The organism is Streptomyces sp. NPDC001914 (genome assembly GCF_042891215.1).
In the GTDB taxonomy this organism is placed as follows: Bacteria; Actinomycetota; Actinomycetes; order Streptomycetales; family Streptomycetaceae; genus Streptomyces.
Genome location: NZ_JBIASW010000001.1, coordinates 1,035,082 through 1,054,523, shown reverse-complemented (window position 1 = coordinate 1,054,523; position 19,442 = coordinate 1,035,082). Strand labels below are relative to the sequence as shown.

20 protein-coding genes are annotated in these 19,442 nt (G+C 71.2%); 14 read left to right on the top strand and 6 right to left on the bottom strand.

The features are described from left to right. Positions 1-7: 7 nt before the first annotated feature. On the bottom strand, positions 8-238 hold the full coding sequence (locus ACFYYF_RS04920; protein WP_388771456.1) for a hypothetical protein: 231 nt from the start codon (positions 236-238) through the stop codon (positions 8-10). A gap of 256 nt (positions 239-494) precedes the next feature. Between ACFYYF_RS04920 and ACFYYF_RS04915 the strand changes: the two genes are divergently transcribed. Continuing rightward, a complete protein-coding gene (locus ACFYYF_RS04915) occupies positions 495-1,535 on the top strand; it encodes an alpha/beta fold hydrolase (protein ID WP_388771454.1) in 1,041 nt (346 codons plus the stop codon). A 28-nt stretch (positions 1,536-1,563) separates the two neighbouring features. Here ACFYYF_RS04915 and ACFYYF_RS04910 read toward each other — a convergent pair whose 3' ends face one another. Genes ACFYYF_RS04910 through ACFYYF_RS04900 form a run of 3 tightly spaced genes read right to left on the bottom strand, consistent with a single transcriptional unit; the run spans position 1,564 to position 4,029 of the window. Beyond that, a complete protein-coding gene (locus ACFYYF_RS04910; RefSeq protein ID WP_388771452.1) occupies positions 1,564-2,796 on the bottom strand; it encodes an MAB_1171c family putative transporter in 1,233 nt (410 codons plus the stop codon). Between the two features lie 13 nt (positions 2,797-2,809). Further along, the gene (locus ACFYYF_RS04905; RefSeq protein WP_361687356.1) at positions 2,810-3,340 is read right to left on the bottom strand and encodes a toxin-antitoxin system, toxin component; all 531 of its coding nucleotides are present in this window, start codon (positions 3,338-3,340) and stop codon (positions 2,810-2,812) included. Between the two features lie 32 nt (positions 3,341-3,372). Next, on the bottom strand, positions 3,373-4,029 hold the full coding sequence (locus ACFYYF_RS04900; RefSeq protein ID WP_361687296.1) for a helix-turn-helix transcriptional regulator: 657 nt from the start codon (positions 4,027-4,029) through the stop codon (positions 3,373-3,375). A 268-nt stretch (positions 4,030-4,297) separates the two neighbouring features. On the opposite strand from ACFYYF_RS04900, the gene ACFYYF_RS04895 reads away from it, so the two are divergent. Next, positions 4,298-4,957 (top strand): hypothetical protein, encoded by a 660-nt coding sequence (locus ACFYYF_RS04895; protein ID WP_388771450.1) that lies wholly within the window; start codon positions 4,298-4,300, stop codon positions 4,955-4,957. A gap of 158 nt (positions 4,958-5,115) precedes the next feature. Here the strand turns inward: ACFYYF_RS04895 and ACFYYF_RS04890 are convergent, their stop codons facing one another. Both ACFYYF_RS04890 and ACFYYF_RS04885 read right to left on the bottom strand, forming a co-directional pair. After that, positions 5,116-5,895: a cache domain-containing protein gene (locus tag ACFYYF_RS04890; protein ID WP_388771448.1), complete on the bottom strand. Its 780-nt coding sequence runs from the start codon at positions 5,893-5,895 to the stop codon at positions 5,116-5,118. Further along, positions 5,852-6,670 carry a GntR family transcriptional regulator gene (locus tag ACFYYF_RS04885; protein WP_361687287.1) on the bottom strand — a complete coding sequence of 273 codons (819 nt, stop codon included), beginning with the start codon at positions 6,668-6,670 and terminating at the stop codon, positions 5,852-5,854. Before ACFYYF_RS04885 ends, ACFYYF_RS04890 begins: the two co-directional genes overlap by 44 nt. A gap of 122 nt (positions 6,671-6,792) precedes the next feature. Between ACFYYF_RS04885 and ACFYYF_RS04880 the strand changes: the two genes are divergently transcribed. The 12 genes from ACFYYF_RS04880 to ACFYYF_RS04825 all read left to right on the top strand — a co-directional run bounded on the left by ACFYYF_RS04880 (position 6,793) and on the right by ACFYYF_RS04825 (position 19,442). Continuing rightward, positions 6,793-7,917, top strand: a complete 1,125-nt coding sequence (locus ACFYYF_RS04880; RefSeq protein ID WP_388771445.1) for an ABC transporter ATP-binding protein — start codon at positions 6,793-6,795, stop codon at positions 7,915-7,917. A 26-nt stretch (positions 7,918-7,943) separates the two neighbouring features. Further along, positions 7,944-9,152: an ABC transporter substrate-binding protein gene (locus tag ACFYYF_RS04875; protein ID WP_388771443.1), complete on the top strand. Its 1,209-nt coding sequence runs from the start codon at positions 7,944-7,946 to the stop codon at positions 9,150-9,152. Between the two features lie 7 nt (positions 9,153-9,159). Further along, positions 9,160-10,050, top strand: a complete 891-nt coding sequence (locus tag ACFYYF_RS04870; protein WP_388771440.1) for an ABC transporter permease — start codon at positions 9,160-9,162, stop codon at positions 10,048-10,050. A gap of 10 nt (positions 10,051-10,060) precedes the next feature. Beyond that, positions 10,061-10,876 carry an ABC transporter permease gene (locus tag ACFYYF_RS04865; RefSeq protein WP_361687275.1) on the top strand — a complete coding sequence of 272 codons (816 nt, stop codon included), beginning with the start codon at positions 10,061-10,063 and terminating at the stop codon, positions 10,874-10,876. A gap of 65 nt (positions 10,877-10,941) precedes the next feature. Continuing rightward, positions 10,942-12,093, top strand: a complete 1,152-nt coding sequence (locus ACFYYF_RS04860) for an NAD(P)/FAD-dependent oxidoreductase (protein WP_388771437.1) — start codon at positions 10,942-10,944, stop codon at positions 12,091-12,093. Further along, entirely contained in the window at positions 12,090-12,389 is a 300-nt protein-coding gene (locus ACFYYF_RS04855) for a (2Fe-2S)-binding protein (protein WP_388771435.1), read from the top strand. The genes ACFYYF_RS04860 and ACFYYF_RS04855 overlap by 4 nt, the downstream gene beginning before the upstream one ends. Then, the gene (locus tag ACFYYF_RS04850; protein WP_388771432.1) at positions 12,382-13,833 is read left to right on the top strand and encodes an FAD-dependent oxidoreductase; all 1,452 of its coding nucleotides are present in this window, start codon (positions 12,382-12,384) and stop codon (positions 13,831-13,833) included. The genes ACFYYF_RS04855 and ACFYYF_RS04850 overlap by 8 nt, the downstream gene beginning before the upstream one ends. A gap of 190 nt (positions 13,834-14,023) precedes the next feature. Continuing rightward, a complete protein-coding gene (locus ACFYYF_RS04845; RefSeq protein WP_388771429.1) occupies positions 14,024-14,926 on the top strand; it encodes a dihydrodipicolinate synthase family protein in 903 nt (300 codons plus the stop codon). Positions 14,927-14,971: 45 nt separating this feature from the next. After that, a complete protein-coding gene (locus tag ACFYYF_RS04840) occupies positions 14,972-15,973 on the top strand; it encodes a proline racemase family protein (RefSeq protein ID WP_388771427.1) in 1,002 nt (333 codons plus the stop codon). A 106-nt stretch (positions 15,974-16,079) separates the two neighbouring features. Beyond that, the gene (locus ACFYYF_RS04835; RefSeq protein WP_388771589.1) at positions 16,080-16,769 is read left to right on the top strand and encodes a GntR family transcriptional regulator; all 690 of its coding nucleotides are present in this window, start codon (positions 16,080-16,082) and stop codon (positions 16,767-16,769) included. Between the two features lie 71 nt (positions 16,770-16,840). After that, positions 16,841-17,839, top strand: a complete 999-nt coding sequence (locus ACFYYF_RS04830; protein ID WP_388771424.1) for a LacI family DNA-binding transcriptional regulator — start codon at positions 16,841-16,843, stop codon at positions 17,837-17,839. 250 nt (positions 17,840-18,089) lie between these two features. Further along, positions 18,090-19,442 carry an ABC transporter substrate-binding protein gene (locus tag ACFYYF_RS04825; RefSeq protein ID WP_388771422.1) on the top strand — a complete coding sequence of 451 codons (1,353 nt, stop codon included), beginning with the start codon at positions 18,090-18,092 and terminating at the stop codon, positions 19,440-19,442.

Here is a 19,442-nt window from a genome sequence, read left to right as displayed (position 1 = left end):
AGCGCGGTCAGCCCGGATCCGGGCACCAGGAGTGCAGCAGTTCGAAGAACGCGTCCTCGTTGCCCGCGAGACCGGCCGCCTCCAGGGCCCGTTCCGTCTCGGCGAGCACGGCGGGCGGGACCATGGGTGGTCGGCCACCGTCACCCGCGCCGTCGAAAGCCGCCCGTACCGTCTGGAGGAGGCGGAGGTAGGCCTGCACGGCGGCGCGTTCGTGATCGGTCAGTACGGCGGTCTGCATCGGACGGCTCTCCCTGGTCGGCTGGTCGTGACACTGGTCCTGACCCCAGCTTGCCGTCCGCCACTGACAATCCGGTTTCCGGCCGCGGAGGTTCGCCCGCTTAGCGGAGGCGAAACCTCACCGAAACCCCAGGTGGAACAGGGCCCCTACGCTGGAGACAAGAGCTGGGGCCGCCCACGGGGACGGTCTCGCAGGCCGCCGCGAAGGCGGCTCGGGAGCCGCCTTCGCGGCGGCCTGGAAACGGGAGGTCCGGCCCGTGGTCGACGTACAACCCCGGCAGCGGCGCACCGCGCGGCTGCGTCCCGTCGGTGACGGAGAACTGCGTCTGCACCACCGCGTCGTGCACGGATACCGGCGCGCCTACCGGATGGTGGGCCAGGGCCCGGCGCTCGTCCTGATCCACGGGATAGGAGACTCCTCGGCGACCTGGGCGGAACTGATCCCCGACCTCGCCCGCACCCACACCGTGATCGCGCCCGACCTGCTCGGCCACGGCGCCTCCGACAAGCCGCGCGCCGACTACTCGGTGGCCGCGTACGCCAACGGCGTGCGCGATCTGCTGGGCACGCTCGACATCGAGTCCGCCACCCTGGTCGGGCATTCGCTGGGCGGGGGAGTGGCGATGCAGTTCGCCTACCAGTTCCCCGAGCGCACCGAGCGGCTGATCCTGGTCAGCGCGGGCGGTGTCGGCGGTGAGGTCAACCCCGTCCTGCGGGCAGTGTCGCTGCCGGGCGCGCATCTGATGCTCTCGCTGCTCCGCCTGCCCGGCATGCGGCTGAACGTGGGTCTCTTCCTGCGGCTGATGCGGCTGCTCGACGCCGATCTGGCCCAGGACGCACCGGAGTTGGTGCACCTCGTGGACGCGCTGCCGGACGCGACCTCCCGCAGCGCCTTCGTCCGGACCCTGCGGGCCGTGGTCGACTGGCGGGGCCAGGCGGTCACCATGCTCGACCGCTGCTATCTCACCGAGGGCATGCCCACCATGCTGCTCTGGGGAGACCGCGACAGCGTGGTGCCGGTGCGGCACGCCCTCGGGGCGCACGCGGCCATGCCGGGAAGCCGTCTGGAGATCTTCGAGGGAGCCGGCCACTTCCCCTTCCACAGCGATCCGGCGCGTTTCCTCGCCCTGGTGGAGGAGTTCACGACCACCACCAGTCCGGCCGACTGGAGCCGCGAGCGCTGGCGGGAACTGCTGCGCACCGGGCGCCCCGGCACGGCGGCGGGGCAGCCGGACACCGTCCAGAACCGTTCGGTGGAACGGGACCTGCGGGAGGCCAGCGAACGCAGCGCGACCTGAGGGGACGACCGGGGAACGCCGGCGCCGGTCAGCCGGTTCGTTCGCGGGCGTCCCGCTCCGGTCCGGCCGTCGCGGCCGCCCGGCCCCGGACGGCCGCGACGACCGGCGAATGACGCAGCGCGTCCGACATGCGTACGAGGTCGCGGCGGCCGTCGGTGTGCGTGAACGCGGTCCCGGGCGCGGGCGGCGTCTCCGCCGTCTCCGCCGAACGGATGACACGGCCCTCGGGGTCGGCGGCCCGGGCGCGCACCGCGACCGACACCATCGCCGCGTCGGCCTCCGCGTCCGCCTGAGCGGCGGAGGAACCCGCCGCGACCGCCGCGCCGTACGCCCGGGAGCGCACGTCGGAGTCGAAGTAGGGAAAGAGGCTCAGCATGCCGTCGTGGATGTCGGACTCCCGCTGGGTGACCTGGAGTTCGGCGGGGGTCCACCAGGACATCCGCACCGCGCGGTCCTCGGGCACGGCGACCGGCTTCAGCTCCCGCCACAACGGCCCGAGCCGGCGATACGTCGACCAGGTGTTCCAGACGTCCTCGATACGCCGCCAGGCGAGCGGGAGACAGAAGCCGACCGCGGTGATCTGGGCCCCGGCCGAGGCCAGCAGCGGGGCCACATTGGTGCTGAGGCCGTCCAGGTCCGTGCCGTTCCAGCGGGCCACCACCGCGGTGAACTTGGCCGCGGAGTACGGGATGTTGCACAGCGACCCGAAGGCGATGATCACCAGCCCGGCGCGCAGCCGGCCCTGGACCTGGATCGCCCAGCGCCAGCACATGACGTTCATCGCGACGCCGGCGAGGGTGAGCGACGCGAGGTAGAGGACGATCATCTCGCGGATGAAGGGGGTGTTGGCGTAGTACGTGTCGAGGTCGCGCAGCCGCTCGACGGAGGCGTCCCCGAGGGCGAACAGGACGATCAGTGTCACGCCGACCACGGTGTACCCGAGGATCCAGCGGCGGGACAGCCGCCGGGTGACCTCGGGCGGTCCGCCCCGCCAGTTGATGATGAGCACGAGGCAGGAGGCGCTGTAGGCGCTCAGCAGGCAGTAGACGAGCGGGGCCGAGACGTTGGCTATCCCGGTGGCGTCGTTGACCGCCGCGATGGTCGGCGGGGCCGCGAAGAGGAACACCAGACCCGCGAGGGCGAGGAGTACGCCCACGGAACGCAGCAGCGGGTCGCGCCAGCCGCGCAGCAGGGAGGGCCCTTTGAACGCGATCGCCGCGCCCATGGCGACGGCCGGGATGTAGTAGCTGGATCCGTCCATGGCCCAGGGACCTTCAGCCTCGCGGCCCGCGACAGCCGAGGGATGCCTCGATGCGGCCGGCCAGACCGTGCCGCTGCACCGGGCCGCGCAGTGAGGAACCGGCCAGCCAGGTGCGGCACTTGCTGGCGAGCAGAAGTCCGAAGCTCTCCGCCTCCTGCTCGTCGGCGAGGTCGAAGCGGGTGCGCGCCGCCACTTTCAGGACGGTGGCCTGCAGGTCGGCCCCGTCGTTCAATAAGCGCGCCGCCACGGCCGCGCCGTCGACGTGATGGCTGCAGTGCCCCGCCTTCATGTGCCACAGTTCGTGGCCCAGGATGACCAACTGGTGGTCGGGCGCGGTGCGTTCCTCGATGACGACCAGGTCCTGTTCGGCCATGTCGAGCCACAGTCCGCTGGCGGTGCCGGGCGGGAACGCGGCCGTACGGAACTGGACGGGACGGCCGCGGCGCCTGCTCATCGCGCCGCACAGCTCGGTGTAGAGGTCGGCGGGTGCCGCCGGTGCCGGCAGCGAGAGCTCCGAGACCAAGTCGCCGCACAGGCGGCGCATTTCCCTACCGATGCCCACTGATCTCCCCCGGCTCACGACTCTGGCCGTTTGACGCTCTCCAGGAGCATGTCCAGCCATTCCGCGACCTTGTCCCGGTGCTGGTCGGTGGGCAACTGCGCGGCCCGCCAGGCTATTCCGCGGACCCCGTGGTCGAGGAGCAGCCGTTCGAGCGGATCGTGGGCGACGGAGGCTGCGGCGCGTTCACGGTCCGCGAGGCGCTGCAGGAGTTCCTGCTCGGACCTCTGGAGCGCGCCCGTGAGCGCTTCGGAGTCCTCGGCCGTGAGGAACCCGGCGGGCACCCGGAAGAAGCGCTGGATGGCGTCGCAGTGCTCCATGGTGGGACGCCGGTCGCCGTTGATGAGGGCGCCCGCCTGCTGGCGGGACATGCCGGCGCCGTCCGCGATCTCCTGCTGCGTGTAGCGGCGGCCGTTGGGCTTGAGCCGGGTGCGCCGCAGCAGGTCGAGGCGTTGCAGGAAGCGTGCCTGCAGGTCGGGTTCACCGGCGGGGCGGCCGCCGAGCAGGGCCTTCGCCACGGGCTCGGGGACACCGGAACCGGCCGACAGCCGCCGGACGTCGAAGACTTCGGCGTGCGGCACGCCGAGCCGGTCGGCGAGTGCGGTGACCCTGGCCACGACGGCCTGCAGCAGAACCGTCGCCGTGGCGCACGGAACCTCGTAGCCATCCGTCACCGACAGATCTCCTACGTCTCTCTCAGGTGGCTCTCACGAAGTTCGGGAACCATGCGGACACGAGGGTCAGGAACCATCCCGGCGACAAGACCGGGGATGACCGGAGCCTATCCGGTCGCTCGAACTCACATCCAGGTCTCGCCACAACTGTGGCGAGATTCAGCCGTCAACAAGCGCCAAATGCCACGATAGTTGACACGCCTGTCCCCGGGGCAGCAGGATCGGGACGCCGCGTGAAGGCCGCATAGGCAAGAGGGGTGACCTCCCGATGGCGTACCAGGCAGGAAGGCAGCGGTCCCAGCCGCGACCTGTCCCTGAGAGTCTCGAAGCACAGGCGTACCTCCAGGACTACGCCACGCTGCTCGCGGCCGTGCCCTTCCCCTCCTTCGTCTTCGACCGCCGCTGGGACGTCGTGCTCTCCAACGACGCGTTCGAGACACTTTTCGACGGCGTGGGCGCGCATCCGAGCGCCATGCCCGGCGACAACTTCCTTCGCTTCGTCCTGTTCCATCCGGACGCCGCGTCGGTCCTCGGCGAGCACGAGTCGAGCTGGTGCCTGCCGATGCTCGCGCACTTCGCCGCGGCGGTGGAGCGCAACGGCCAGGACCGCGGACTCCAGGCCATCCGCCGAGACATCGCCCAGGACCCGATCATGGACGCCGCCTACCTGCACGGCCTGCCGCACTGGATCGAGGCCGTCGGACCGCGCGGTGTCGAGCACGACGGCGCCGTGCGCCCGCTGGTCCACCCCGATCCCCGCTGGGGCAGCACGGACTGCCGGATCGTCGACGAGACCCCCAGGGCCCTCCAGGACATGGGGTATTCACGGATCACCCTGGTGCTGCGCGACGCGGCGCGGGCGGTCACGAGCGGACCGCGCAGGTCACGCACGACGCGCAACGGAGCGGCGGAGCTTCGTGCCGTGTGACGCGCGTTGACTCGTCGGGGCTGGTGGGCGGGGCCCTCCATCGATGCTGGTCCAGGGCCTGCCGCACGCCGATGCGGTGACACGGCGACCGGCCACGGGGGACTCTCGTGGGACACGGCCCCCGGCGGGAGCGCTCGGCTCGTTGCGGCTCGGCTCGGTCAGCCGGCCGGCATCACGAGGACGAGGGGCACCCCGGCGCAGGGGACGAGCCGCATGTCCTCGTGGCGTGTGCTCCGGGCCGCGGCGAGCACGGTCGCGAAGTCGGGCCCCTTGATGAGCGATCCGGCCAGATGCGCGGGGTCCGCCGACGCGGCCACCCGGCCCCGGGCGTTCACCAAGTAGGCGGCTCCGGGCAATCGTTGAAGGAGCGGGACGACCGTCTGCTCGAAGTGGCGCAGATACACGTCGGCCGCCGCGACCCCCACGAACCGGCCACCCACATGGACCGGCGCGGACAGCGTCAGGCTGTACTCGTCGGAGCAGAGGTAGTCGACGTAGGGCCCGGCGACCGCGCGCTGCCCCGTGTCGCGGGGGAGGGCGAACCAGTCCCAGTGCGTGTAGTCCGAGTACGCGGAGTGCTCCGGATCGAGGTCGAGCAGCAGCGGCCGCACGCTCCCGTCGGAACCCTGCTGCCACCACTCCAGCCACGCCGGCACGTCGGCGAGCAGACCCGGTGCCGCCACGAAACCGGCGCCCGACACCAACTCCTGCCGGGTGAGCCGCAGATGCAGCCCGGGGCGCAGTGCCGCCAGATCCACCGTCGCGGGGCGGCGGCCCCCGGCGGCGACGCGGGTGAGCAGCGCGGCCGCGTCGGCCCGGGTGTCGGCGACCGCGTCGAAGACGGCCTCCAGCGTGCAGCGGACCTGCGTGGCGACGGCCGCCTCGGCGGAGACGTCAAGCGTCGCCGTCGCGCCGACCGGTCCGGGGCTCCGGCGCATGGGTGCCCTCCAGTGGACGCGGACCTGACACGGCACGCGGCATCTGGAGGCGCAGGGTGATGAGCCGCGCCGTCGAGTCCACCACGCACCGCTCGGCCAGCGTTCTGGCCGATTCGTGGGCCCCATCTTGCACGGCCGAGATTACGGAGCGGTGACGGTCGGCGACTTCTTCACGATATTCGTCGTCCCCGAGCACGAGGCACATCAGCGCCCCCACCTCGGTCTGGAGCACGACCTGCTCCCTGGTGAGGCGGGCGGACTGCGCCGCCGCGGCGAGTTCGACGTGGAAGCGGCCGTAGACGCGGCTGCGGGCGGCGGCGTCCTCGGCGGCCGACAGGTCGTCCAGGGTGCGCCGCAGGGCCTTGAGGTCGTCCGGTTCGGTCCGCTGCGCCGCGAGCCGGGCCGCCGCTCCGGACAGGGCCGCCCAGTGGTCCCCCAGGTCGCGCAGCTCCTCGGTGCTCCAGCCGGCCAGTCGGGCCAACAGCCTTTCCTCGCCCGGGACTTCGGGAAGCGAGACGAAGCTGCCGCCGCCGCGTCCGCGCCGCGTGGTGACCAGTCCCTGCTGCCGCAGGGCCATGAGGGCCTCGCGCAGGGTGACCGTCGACACGCCGAGCTGACCGGCCAGCTCCATCTCGCCCGGCAGCTGCTCGCCGTCGGCGAGCAGCCCCAGTTCGATGGCGTCGCCGATCCGGTGCACGACCGTCTCGACGCGGGCGCGGTTGTCCACGGGTGTGAAGACGGCTCTGCGGACGCCGTCGCCCCTGTGTTGCTTCACGGTCACCACCTTGTGCGTTGACTCAACCTTTACTCTAAAGGGGTCTTGAGGTTTGAACTATGGCTTCATATCTTTCCGGTCAACAGTGCAACGCACCGACGCACCAGAAAGGTTCCCCGCCCATGGAGGCAAAGGCGATCCGGCTCCAGGGCCTGCGCAAGGCGTTCGGTGACACGACCGCCGTGGCCGGAGTCGATCTGGAGATAGCCGACGGCGAGTTCTTCTCGATGCTCGGCCCCTCGGGCTCGGGCAAGACGACCGTGCTGCGGATGATCGCCGGCTTCGAGAGCCCGACGGAGGGCCGGATCGAACTGGCCGGCCAGGAGGTCACCGGTCTCGCCCCCTTCGAACGGGACGTGCACACCGTCTTCCAGGACTACGCCCTGTTCCCGCACATGACCGTCGAGGAGAACGTCGCCTACGGGCTCAAGGTCCGCAAGGTGCCCAAGGCGGAGCGGCTGGTCCGGGCCCGCAAGGCGCTGGCCGACGTACGCCTGGAGGGGTTCGGCCGGCGCCGTCCGGGCCAGCTCTCCGGAGGCCAGCGCCAGCGCGTCGCCCTCGCCAGGGCCCTGGTCGGCCGCCCCAGCGTCCTGCTGCTCGACGAACCCCTCGGCGCCCTCGACCTCAAGCTGCGCAAGCAGATGCAGGTCGAACTCAAGGCGATCCAGCGCGAGGTCGGCATCACCTTCGTGTTCGTCACCCACGACCAGGAGGAGGCCCTGACGATGAGCGACCGCGTCGCCGTCTTCCACCAGGGCCGCATCGAACAGGTCGGCACCCCGGCCGAGATCTACGAACGGCCCGCCACCGCCTTCGTCGCGGGCTTCGTCGGCACGTCCAACCTGCTCGACGGACAGTCGGCTCAGCAGATCGTCGGCGCCCCGGGCACGTACAGCATCCGGCCGGAGAAGATCCGGGTCCTCGCGGAGCCCGCCGGGTCCGCCGAGCCCGCGGGTTCCGCCGAGCCTTCGGAGCCGGTGGAGCCCGCGAAGGGAGCCGGGCCCGGGTCCGTCGACACCGGTGCGGCCGGCGATCCGGACCTCTCCACCGCCACCGGCACCGTCGCCGAGGTCGTCTATCTGGGCGACGCCACCCGCTTCCTGGTGGACCTCGACGCCGGCGGCCGTCTCACCGCGCTCCAGCAGAACCTGGACACCTCCTCCGAGGACGTCGCCGCCCTGCGCGGCACCCGGGTCCGGCTCCAGTGGCACCGCCGCCACGCCTTCCAGGTCCCCGACCCCCGCTGAACCTCCCGCTCAGTTCCCCGTCACGTATGGAGTACGCCGTGCGCCTCACCCCACCCCTCAAGGCCGCCGCCGCCGTCGCGGTGCTCCTCGCCGCCACCGCCTGCGGATCGTCCGGTACGGGCTCCTCCGGGTCCACCGGCCTCAACCCGCCCGACCTCAAGGCGCAGTCGAAGCTCGGCAAGACCGAGGGCCAGGTGAACCTGATCGCCTGGGCCGGATATGTCGAGGACGGTTCCAACGACCCGAAGGTCGACTGGGTCTCCGACTTCGAGAAGCAGACCGGCTGTCAGGTCAACTCCAAGGTCGCCGCCAGCTCCGACGAGATGGTCAAGCTGATGAAGACCGGCCAGTACGACGCCGTCTCCGCCTCCGGTGACGCCTCCCTGCGCCTCATCGCCTCGGGCGACGCGGCCCCGGTCAACACCGCCCTCGTGCCCAACTACAAGAACGTCTTCAGCGGCCTGAAGAAGGGCGCCTGGAACTCCGTCGACGGCCAGATGTACGGCATCCCGCACGGCCGGGGCGCCAACCTCCTGATGTACAACACCGAGAAGGTCAGCCCGGCCCCCACCTCGTGGTCCGCGGTCTTCGACGACGCCCCGGCGAACAAGGGCCACGTCACCGCGTACGACTCGCCGATCTACATCGCCGACGCCGCGCTGTATCTGAAGGCGACCAAGCCCGAGTTGAAGATCAAGGACCCCTACGCGCTGGACCAGAAGCAGTTCGACGCCGCCGTCGCCCTGCTGAAGAAGCAGAGCGCGAACGTGGGGGAGTACTGGAGCGACTACCTCAAGGAGATCTCCGCCTTCAAGAGCGGTGACTCCGTGGTCGGCACCACCTGGCAGGTCATCGCCAACCTCACGGCCGACGAGGGCGCCAAGGTCAAGGCCTTCGTGCCCGAGGAGGGTTCCACCGGCTGGTCCGACACCTGGATGGTCTCGGCCAAGGCCAAGCACCCCAACTGCGCCTACAAGTGGATGGACTGGATCATCTCGCCGAAGGTGAACGCCCAGGTCGCCGAGTACTTCGGTGAGGCGCCGGCCAACTCCGAGGCGTGCGGGTACACGAGCGACAAGTCCTTCTGCGACACCTACCACGCCACCGACGAGAGCTACTGGAAGAACATCGCGTTCTGGAACACGCCCATCGAGCAATGCCTCGACGGCCGTACCGACGTCAAGTGCGTCCCGTACGCCAAGTGGGTCCAGGCCTGGACCGAGATCAAGGGCTGACCGGACGATGACCTCCACCCCGCAGGCCGCCGGACGCTCCCCCGTCCGGCGGCTCGCGGGGACACTGCACCGGCACTCCCGGCTGCGGCTGTCCCTGCTGCTGACCGCACCCCTGCTCTGGCTCGCGGTGCTCTATCTCGGCTCGCTGGCCGTGCTGTTCGTCTCGGCGTTCTGGACGACGGACTCCTTCACCTCCGAGGTGGTGAAGGTCTGGTCGACCGACAACTTCCACCAGCTGTTCACCACCCCCGTCTACCGCCAGGTGATCCTGCGCAGCATCGGTGTCGCCCTCGCGGTCACCGCCCTGTGCGCGGTGATCGCGTTCCCGGTCGCCTTCTACACCGCCCGCATCGCCAGGCCCGAGCGGCGCCCGCTGCTCGTCGTCGCCATCCTCACGCCCCTGTGGGCGAGTTACCTCGTCAAGGTGTACGCCTGGCGCCTGATCCTCTCTCAGGACGGCCTCGCCGACTGGGCGTTGAAGCCCCTCGGACTGAGCGGACCCGGATACGGACTCACGGCCGCGGTCATCGCGCTGACCTACCTCTGGCTCCCGTACATGATCCTGCCCCTCCACACCGCGCTGGAGCAGCTGCCCGCCAACCTGCTGGACGCCTCGGCGGACCTGGGCGCCCGCGCGGGCCGCACCTTCCGGTCGGTGGTGCTGCCGATGGTCCTGCCCTCCGTGGCGGCCGGCTCGGTCTTCACCTTCTCGCTCAGCCTCGGCGACTACATCACCGTGCAGATCGTCGGCGGCAAGACCCAGCTCATCGGCAACGTCGTCTACTCCAACATCGAACTGAACCTGCCCATGGCCGCCGCGCTCGGCACGGTCCCCGTCGTGGTCATCGTGGTGTACCTCCTCGCGATGCGCCGCACGGGCGCCCTGAGCAGTCTCTGAGGAGCCCGCTGTGCAACTCTCCCGTCCCGCGCGCATCGCGCTGCGCGTCGCCGCCGGGCTCGGCTTCGCGTTCATCTACGTGCCCCTCGCCCTCGTCCTGGTCAACTCCTTCAACCGGGACCGCAGCGCGAGCTGGCCGCCGTCCGGGCTCACCTTCCACTGGTGGTCGGTCGCCTGGGAGAACGAGGGCGCCCGCGCCGCCCTGTGGGTCTCCGTCAAGGCCGGTCTCGGTGCCACGGCGATCGCCCTGGTGCTGGGCACGCTCATCGCCTTCGCGGTCGCCCGCCACCGGTTCTTCGGCCGGGACACCGTCTCCTTCGTCGTCGTCCTGCCGATCGCGCTGCCCGGCATCGTCACGGGCATCGCGCTCAACTCCGCGTTCAGCACGGTCCTCGAACCGCTCGGCGTCGGACTCGGCATGTTCACCGTGATCGTCGGCCACGCGACCTTCTGCATCGTCGTCGTCTTCAACAACGTGGTCGCGCGACTGCGCCGTACGTCCGGGACGTACGAGGAAGCGGCGATGGACCTGGGCGCGGACACCTTCCGGGCCTTCGTCGACGTCACGTTCCCGATGGTGCGCTCGGCGCTCCTGGCCGGCGCGCTGCTCGCCTTCGCGCTGTCCTTCGACGAGATCGTCGTGACGACGTTCACGGCCGGACCCGGCATCCAGACATTGCCGATCTGGATCTTCGACAACATGACCAGGCCGCGCCAGGCGCCGGTCGTGAACGTCGTGGCGGCCGTGCTCGTCCTGCTCTCGGTGATCCCGATCTACGCGGCCCAGCGGCTGTCCGCGGACACGGCCACGGAGAGCAGGATCTGAGGGACCGCGCGGAACCGCCCCCGCGTGACCGCCCCTCCACGGGAAGTATGTGACATAGTACTGACGTGAGTCAGCCTGTTGCCTGCGATGTCGTGATCGTCGGTGCCGGAATGGTGGGCGCCGCCTGTGCCTTGTACGCGGCTTGCGAAGGTCTCGCCGTCGCCGTGGTGGACCGCGGCCCCGTGTCCGGCGGCACGACCGGAGCGGGTGAGGGGAATCTGCTCGTCTCCGACAAGGAACCCGGACCCGAACTCGACCTCGCCCTGCTCTCCGGGCGCCTGTGGGCCGACCTCGCCGAGGAGTGCGGGAAGGCGGTCGAGTACGAGGCCAAAGGGGGCGTCGTCGTGGCGTCCACCCCCGAAGGGCTGGCCGCGCTGGAGACCTTCGCGGCGGGCCAGCGGGCGGCCGGTGTGCTGGCCGAACCGGTCGCCGCCGGCCAACTGCACGACCTGGAGCCGTACTTGGCACCGGGCCTCGCGGGCGGCGTCCGCTATCCCCAGGACACCCAGGTGATGCCCGCCCTGGCGGCCGCACGCCTTCTCCGGGCATCGGGGGCCCGCCTGATGACGGGGCGCACCGTGACCGAGGTGCTGCGCGCGAGGGACGGTTCGGTCCGCGGGGTGCGCACCGACCGGGGAGACCTGCACGCACCCGCCGTGGTCAACGCGGCCGGTACCTGGGGCGGCGAAGTGGCCTCGCTCGCGGGCGTCACGCTCCCCGTCCTGCCCCGCAGGGGATTCGTCCTCGTCACCGAGCCCCTGCCGCGCCGGGTGCGCCACAAGGTGTACGCCGCGGACTACGTCGCCGACGTCGCCAGTGACTCGGCCGCGCTGCAGACCTCACCGGTGGTGGAGGGGACCGCGGCCGGGCCGGTCCTGATCGGCGCGAGCCGCGAACGGGTCGGCTTCGACCGGTCGTTCTCGCTGCCCGTCGTACGGGAGCTGGCCGCGGGTGCCACCCGGCTCTTCCCGTTCCTCGCACGGGTGCGCGCCCTGCGGACCTACCTGGGATTCCGGCCCTACCTGCCCGACCATCTGCCCGCCATCGGCCCGGACCCCAGGGCGCCCGGTCTCTTCCACGCCTGCGGGCACGAGGGGGCCGGCATCGGACTGTCCACCGGCACCGGGCAGTTGATCGCGCAGGTCCTGGCGGGTCGTGCTCCCGCCCTGGACCTCGCACCCTTCCGGCCCGACCGCTTCACCGAGGAGGCCGTGTGAACCCCCTGGACCTCGTACAGGCCGAACCCGGCGCCGCCTTCACCGTCACCCTCGACGGCCGGGCCGTCGAGGTGCTGCCCGGCCGGACCGTCGCCGCCGCGCTGTGGGCCGAGGGCATCACCTCGTGGCGCAGCACCCGTGACGCGGGCCGGCCCCGCGGTGTCTTCTGCGGCATCGGCGTCTGCTTCGACTGCCTCGTCACCGTCAACGACCGCCCCAATCAACGGGCTTGTCTCGTCACGTTGACGCCGGGCGACGCGATCCGCACACAGGAGGGCACCGGCCACGATGACTGACGGACCCCACCACCTCGCGGTGATCGGCGCGGGCCCGGCCGGTCTCGCCGCGTCCCTGGCCGCCGCGGCGCGCGGCATCCGTGTGACGCTGATCGACTCGGCCGTGGCGGCGGGCGGGCAGTTCTACCGCCGGCCCGCCGACGGTCTCGGCGCCCGGCGGCCCCGCGCGCTGCACCACGGGTGGCGCACCTGGGAACGCATGGAGCACGGGCTCGCCGCACACCTGGAAGCCGGCACGATCCGGCACTTGAGGGACCATCATGTCTGGCTCGCGGAGCGGAGCGCGGCGACGGCCGGCGCACCGACGCGATTCACCGTCCACGCACTCCTCGGCCCGCTCCAGGAGGACTCCGTCGCCGTGCGCGCCGACGCCCTGCTGCTCGCCACGGGCGGATACGAGAAGGTGCTGCCCTTCCCCGGCTGGACCCTGCCGGGAGTCGTGAGCGCGGGCGGGGCCCAGGCCATGCTCAAGGGCGGTCTCGTCGTGCCGGGCCGCAGGGCCGTCGTCGCGGGCGGCGGACCGCTGCTGCTGCCCGTGGCGACCTCCCTCGCCGCCGCCGGGGTCGAGGTCGCCGCGCTCGTGGAATCCCTCGACCCGAGAAGGCTGCCGCGTGCCGCGCGGGCGTCGGTGGCCGAGCCGGGCAAGGTCGCCGAGGCGGTCCTGTACGCGGCCCGGCTTCTGCGCCACCGCGTCCCGTTCGTCCCGCGCCACACGGTCGTGGAAGCCCATGGCGAGGGGCGGCTCGAAGCCGTCACCGTCGCCGCGCTCGGCCCCGACGGGCGGGTACGGCCCAAAAGCGGGCGCCGCATCGCGTGCGACACGCTCGCCGTCGGGCACGGGATGGTCCCGCACACCGATCTCGCCGAAGCGCTCGGCTGCCGTGTCGAGGCGGCGGGGGTCGACGTGGACGACGAGCAGCGCACCGACGTGCCCGGCGTCTGGGCCGCCGGTGAGGCGACGGGGATCGGCGGCGCCGCGCTCTCCCTGGCCGAGGGGCATCTCGCGGGCCGGTCGGTGGCCGCGCGCCTTCGGGGCATCGCGCCCGATCAGCGGTCGGCCGCCCGGGCGGTGAGGGCCCGGACGAGAGCGCGAGCGTTCGCCTCCGCGCTCGACGCCGTGTACGAACCGCCCGCCCACTGGACGGACCAGGTGACCGACGACACCGTCGTCTGCCGCTGCGAGGAGGTCACGGCCGGGCGCGTCCGTGAGGCGGTGAATGACCTCGGCGCGCGCGACGTGCGCACGGTCAAGCTGCTCACCCGTGCCGGAATGGGCTGGTGTCAGGGCCGGATCTGCGAACCCGCCGTCGCCGGACTCGCGGGCTGCGAACAGGCGCCCGTACGGCGGTTGTTGGCGCGCCCGGTACCGCTCGGCGTCCTCGCCCGCGCCGGTTCGGACGCCGACGACGGGCCACCGGGCGGGGACTCGCCTCCCGGGCCGTGATGACCCTCCCCGGCAGCCCCGGAAGGAGGCTCCCGGCACCCGGACCGCCCCCTCCCGGCACCCACCGCCCCTCCCCGCACCCACCACGCGCTCCCCGCACCACGCGCTTCCCGCCCTGCCGCGACTCACTTCGACCAACAGTGAAATGTCACATAGGAATGTCACACCCTATGGAAGGGATGAGCACCCGATGACCGACACCTCCGACAGCGGACGTCCTTGGCGTGGAGTCCTCGTCGCCACCGCGCTGCCGCTGAACGACGACCTCGGCGTCGACCACGGCCGGTACGCCGAGCACTGCGCCTGGCTCGTCGAGAACGGCTGCGACGGCGTCGTGCCGAACGGCTCCCTAGGTGAGTACCAGGTGCTCACCCTCGAGGAGCGCGCCAAGGTCGTCGAGACCGCCGTCGCCGCGATCGGCGGCTCCCGGGTGATGCCCGGCGTCGCCGCCTACGGCTCGGCGGAGGCCCGCCGCTGGGCCGAGCAGGCCAGGGACGCGGGCTGCGGCGCCGTGATGCTGCTGCCGCCCAACTCCTATCGCGCGGACGACCGTTCCGTCCTCGCCCATTACGAGGAGGTCTCCCGGGCGGGCATCCCGGTCGTCGCGTACAACAACCCGATCGACACCAAGGTCGACCTGGTGCCCGAATTCCTCGCGAAGCTGCACGCCGCCGGATTCGTCCAGGCGGTCAAGGAGTTCTCCGGTGATGTGCGCCGTGCCTACCGCATCGCCGAACTCGCTCCGGAACTCGACCTGTTGATCGGCGCCGACGACGTCCTCCTCGAACTCGCCGTGGCCGGTGCCAAGGGCTGGGTGGCCGGATACCCGAACGCGCTGCCCCGGGCGAGCGTCGAGCTCTACCGCGCGGCCGTCGCCGGTGACCTGGACACGGCGGGCAAGCTCTACCGGCTGCTGCACCCGCTGCTGCGCTGGGACTCCCAGCTCGAGTTCGTCCAGGCCATCAAGCTGTCCATGGACATCGTCGGCCGCCACGGCGGTCCGGTCCGGCCGCCGCGCGTCCCGCTGCTGCCCGAACAGGAGGCCGCCGTGCGCCGGGCGACGGACCGTGCCGTCGCCGCCGGACTCGCCTGAGCCGGCACCCTCCCACCGCGTCCGCCCACCTCACTCAGGAGTCCCATGCGCAGCAAACTCGTCCTGCACGCCGTCGACTCGCACACCGAGGGCATGCCGACCCGGGTGATCACGGGCGGGATCGGCACGGTCGCGGGCGCGACCATGAACGAGCGGCGCCTCCACTTCCGCGAGCACCGAGACGACATCAGACAGCTCCTGATGAACGAGCCGCGCGGCCACGCGGCGATGAGCGGGGCCGTCCTCCAGCCGCCCACCCGACCGGACTGCGACTACGGCGTGATCTACATCGAGGTGTCGGGCTATCTGCCGATGTGCGGACACGGCACGATCGGTGTGGCGACCGTCCTGGTGGAGACCGGCATGGTCGAGGTCGTCGAGCCGGTCACCACGATCCGGCTCGACACCCCCGCGGGTCTCGTCGTCGCCGAGGTCGCCGTGGAGGACGGCGCGGCCAAGGAGGTCACGCTCAGGAACGTGCCGTCCTTCGCCGTCGGCCTCGACCGCAAGGCCACGCTCGCCGACGGCCGCACGGTGACGTACGACCTGGCCTACGGCGGGAACTTCTACGCGATCCTGCCGCTGGAGCAGTTCGGCCTGCCCTTCGACCGCTCCCGCAAGGACGAGATCCTCGCGGCGGGACTCGCGCTCATGGACGCCGTCAACGCCGAGGGCGAGCCCGTGCACCCCGAGGACCCGTCCATCCGCGGCTGCCACCACGTCCACCTGTACGCGCCCGGCGCGACGGCCCGCTCCTCGCGGCACGCGATGGTGATCCACCCCGGCTGGTTCGACCGCTCGCCCTGCGGTACGGGCACCAGCGCGCGCATGGCCCAGCTCCACGCCCGGGGTGAACTCCCGCTGGACACCGAGTTCGTGAACGAGTCCTTCATCGGGACGCGGTTCACCGGGCGGCTGCTCGGCACCACCGAGGTCGCAGGAGTGCCCGCCGTGCTGCCCAGCTTCACGGGGCGCGCGTGGATCACCGGAACCGCCCAGTACCTGCTCGACCCCTCGGACCCGTTCCCGGCCGGGTTCGTCCTGTGAGCGGCTCCGGCTCGGGGCGTAGATACTGGTCCGAGTAGGACGTGACATGGCACAGGATTCCGGCGCGAGGGAACGACGGCGCGCCGGCCCGTACGAGGAGAGCTTGATGGCCGCCCAGCGCAGCAGCGCACCCTCAGCAGCTCCCGACCTGCCCACGCTGGGCGGCAGGCGGAGCAGCTACCGCGAGCGCGTGGCCGACGCGCTGCGCGCCGCGCTGATCGCGGGCGAGCTGCGTCCCGGCGAGGTCTACTCGGCGCCGACCCTGGCCGCCCGGTTCGGCGTCTCGGCGACGCCGGTCCGTGAGGCCATGCTCGACCTGGCCAAGGAGGGTCTGGTCGACACGGTCCCGAACAAGGGATTCCGGGTCACGGAGGTCTCCGAGAAGCAGCTCGACGAGTACACCCACATCCGCTCGCTCATCGAGATCCCCACCGTCGTACGGCTGGCCACCACGGCCGATCCCGTGTCGCTGGAGGCGCTGCGTCCGGCCGCCCGCGAGATCGTGACGGCGGCGGCCGCCGGCGACCTCATCGCCTACGTGGAGGCGGACATCCGCTTCCACCTCGGACTGCTGGCCCTCGCGGGCAACTCGCATCTGGTCGAGGTCGTCGGTGATCTGCGCAAGCGCTCACGGCTGTACGGTCTCGACGCCCTGGTCCGGGCGGGCCGGCTGGAGGCCTCGGCCCGCGAGCACCTGGAACTCCTCGACGCCCTCGTGGATCGCGACGAGCGCGCCGTGCACGCGGTGATGACGCGCCACCTGGGTCATGTCCGGGGCCTGTGGGCGGCTCCCTGAGCGATCCACGGTCAGGAACCGGCCGAAGTCTTACGCAAGCAACTTGCATTTCTTGCGCTATTCTTGCGCGCATGACGCGACGACTTGCTCAGGTGGCGAAGAAGGTCGGGGTCAGCGAGGCCACGGTCAGCCGGGTGCTCAACGGCAAGCCGGGTGTCTCCGACTCCACCCGTCAGGCGGTCCTGTCCGCCCTGGACGTGCTCGGCTACGAGCGGCCGACCCAGCTGCGCGGTGAACGCGCGCGGCTCGTCGGGCTCGTCCTGCCCGAGCTGCAGAACCCGATCTTCCCGGCCTTCGCCGAGGTGATCGGCGGAGCGCTCGCCCAGCTCGGCCTCACCCCGGTGCTGTGCACCCAGACCAAGGGCGGGGTCTCCGAGGCGGACTACGTCGATCTCCTGCTCCAGCAGCAGGTCTCCGGGGTGGTGTTCGCGGGCGGTCTGTACGCGCAGGCCGACGCGCCCCACGACCACTACCGCGAGCTCGCGGACCGCAACATTCCGGTGGTGCTGGTCAACGCGGCCATCGAGCACCTCGGCTTCCCGTGCGTCTCTTGCGACGACGCCGTGGCCGTCGAGCAGGCGTGGCGCCATCTCGACTCGCTCGGCCACGAGCGGATCGGACTCGTCCTCGGTCCCGGCGACCACATGCCCTCGGGCCGCAAGCTCGCGGCCGCGCGCGCCCTCGCCCCGCAGTTGCCGGACGCGTACGTGGCACGCGCGATGTTCTCGCTGGAGGGCGGCCAGGCCGCGGCCACCAGGCTGCTCGACCAGGGAGTCACCGGCATCATCTGCGCCAGCGACCCGCTCGCGCTCGGTGCCGTGCGGGCTGCCCGCCGCAAGGGACTCAGCGTCCCCGGCGAGATCTCCGTCGTCGGGTACGACGACTCGGCGTTCATGAACTGCACCGAACCCCCGCTGACGACGGTCCGCCAGCCCATCGAGGCCATGGGGCGCGCCGCGGTGGAACTGCTGAACGCGCAGATCGGCGGCAGCAGTGTCACCCCCGAGGAGCTTTTGTTCGAGCCGGAGCTGGTGGTGCGCGGGTCGACCGCTCAGGCGCCCCGCGGCTGAGCCCCGGGTGAGCGCCGGCCGGCGCCGGTCACCGGGTCGTCGCACCACGCGGCGGCCCGGCGCTCGTACCGGGGTCCTTGACTCCGCTACGCAACCACCTGCCGCGGAGACCCCCAGCCTCTGTCAAATAATTACAGATTCTGCGCGACATCTTGCGGACGGATGTCGTCGGTGCTTGAGTGTGCGGCGCCAGAACACGGCGGCACGCCCGCCGTGGGCCTTCCTCGCTCCAGCCCGAAGGGGTCCACCAATGAGAAGTACCGGGTTCCGCCGTACCTTCGTCATGCTCATGGCGTCCTCCGTCGCGCTCACCGCCACCGCGTGCGGTTCGAGTGACGACGACGATGCGGCCAACGGAAAGACCCGCATCACCGTCAACTGCGAGCCGCCGAAGAGCGCCAAGACCGACCGCTCGTTCTTCGACGCCGACACCGCCGCCTTCGAGAAGGCCAACCCGGACATCGACGTCGTCATGCACGACGCGTTCCCGTGTCAGGACCCCAAGACCTTCGACGCCAAGCTCGCCGGCGGCCAGATGGAGGACGTGTTCTACACGTACTTCACCGACGCCAAGCACGTCGTCGACGTCAACCAGGCCGCCGACATCACGCAGTACGTCAAGGACCTCAAGAGCTACAGCACCATCCAGCAGCAACTGCGCGACATCTACACCGTGGACGGCAAGATCTACGGCATCCCGCGCACCGGCTACTCGATGGGCCTCATCTACAACAAGGCCCTCTTCAAGAAGGCCGGCCTCGACCCCGACACTCCGCCGGCCACCTGGGAGGAGCTGCGCGCGGACGCCAAGAAGATCGCCGCGCTCGGCAACGGAACGGTCGGATACGCCGACTACAGCGCCCAGAACCAGGGCGGCTGGCACTTCACCGCAGAGCTCTACTCGCAGGGCGGCGACGTCGTCTCCGAGGACGGCAAGAAGGCGAACGTCGACACGGCCGAGGGCAAGGCGGTCCTGCAGAACCTGAAGGACATGCGCTGGAGCGACAACTCCATGGGCAGCAAGCAGCTCCTCGTCATCAACGACGTGCAGCAGATGATGGGCTCCGGCAAGCTCGGCATGTACCTCTCCGCGCCCGACAACATCCCGATCCTCGTCAAGGAGAAGGGCGGGAACTACAACGACCTCGCCCTGGCCCCGATGCCCGGCGGCAAGGGAACCCTCATCGGCGGCGACGGCTACATGTTCAACAAGAAGGCCACGCCGGCCCAGATCAAGGCGGGCCTCAAGTGGCTCGACTCCATGTTCCTGACGCCCGGCGACGGCTTCCTCGGTGACTACGCCCGAGCCAAGCAGAACAACGCGCCCGTCGGCCTGCCCGAGCCGCGTCTGTTCACCGGCGCCGCGGACGCCAAGGACCAGGAGGTCAAGAAGGCGAACGCGAACGTGCCGGTGGAGAACTACCAGGCCTTCCTCGACGGCAACCAGAGCCTGGAGATGAAGATCGAGCCCCCGCAGGCCCAGCAGATCTACTCCGTCCTCGACGCCGCCGTGTCCGCGGTCCTCACCAAGAAGGACGCCGACATCGACCAGCTCCTCAAGGACGCCTCCGGCAAGATCGACTCCATCCTGGCCCGAGGCTGA

Coding starts and splice junctions, on each gene's coding strand:
- ACFYYF_RS04920 (WP_388771456.1), bottom strand. CDS start 238: ATGCAGACCGCCGTACTGACCGATCACGAACGCGCCGCCGTGCAGGCC.
- ACFYYF_RS04910 (WP_388771452.1), bottom strand. CDS start 2,796: ATGGACGGATCCAGCTACTACATCCCGGCCGTCGCCATGGGCGCGGCG.
- ACFYYF_RS04905 (WP_361687356.1), bottom strand. CDS start 3,340: ATGCGCCGCCTGTGCGGCGACTTGGTCTCGGAGCTCTCGCTGCCGGCA.
- ACFYYF_RS04895 (WP_388771450.1), top strand. CDS start 4,298: ATGGCGTACCAGGCAGGAAGGCAGCGGTCCCAGCCGCGACCTGTCCCT.
- ACFYYF_RS04890 (WP_388771448.1), bottom strand. CDS start 5,895: ATGCGCCGGAGCCCCGGACCGGTCGGCGCGACGGCGACGCTTGACGTC.
- ACFYYF_RS04880 (WP_388771445.1), top strand. CDS start 6,793: ATGGAGGCAAAGGCGATCCGGCTCCAGGGCCTGCGCAAGGCGTTCGGT.
- ACFYYF_RS04875 (WP_388771443.1), top strand. CDS start 7,944: ATGGAGTACGCCGTGCGCCTCACCCCACCCCTCAAGGCCGCCGCCGCC.
- ACFYYF_RS04870 (WP_388771440.1), top strand. CDS start 9,160: ATGACCTCCACCCCGCAGGCCGCCGGACGCTCCCCCGTCCGGCGGCTC.
- ACFYYF_RS04850 (WP_388771432.1), top strand. CDS start 12,382: ATGACTGACGGACCCCACCACCTCGCGGTGATCGGCGCGGGCCCGGCC.
- ACFYYF_RS04845 (WP_388771429.1), top strand. CDS start 14,024: ATGACCGACACCTCCGACAGCGGACGTCCTTGGCGTGGAGTCCTCGTC.
- ACFYYF_RS04840 (WP_388771427.1), top strand. CDS start 14,972: ATGCGCAGCAAACTCGTCCTGCACGCCGTCGACTCGCACACCGAGGGC.
- ACFYYF_RS04835 (WP_388771589.1), top strand. CDS start 16,080: ATGGCCGCCCAGCGCAGCAGCGCACCCTCAGCAGCTCCCGACCTGCCC.
- ACFYYF_RS04830 (WP_388771424.1), top strand. CDS start 16,841: ATGACGCGACGACTTGCTCAGGTGGCGAAGAAGGTCGGGGTCAGCGAG.
- ACFYYF_RS04825 (WP_388771422.1), top strand. CDS start 18,090: ATGAGAAGTACCGGGTTCCGCCGTACCTTCGTCATGCTCATGGCGTCC.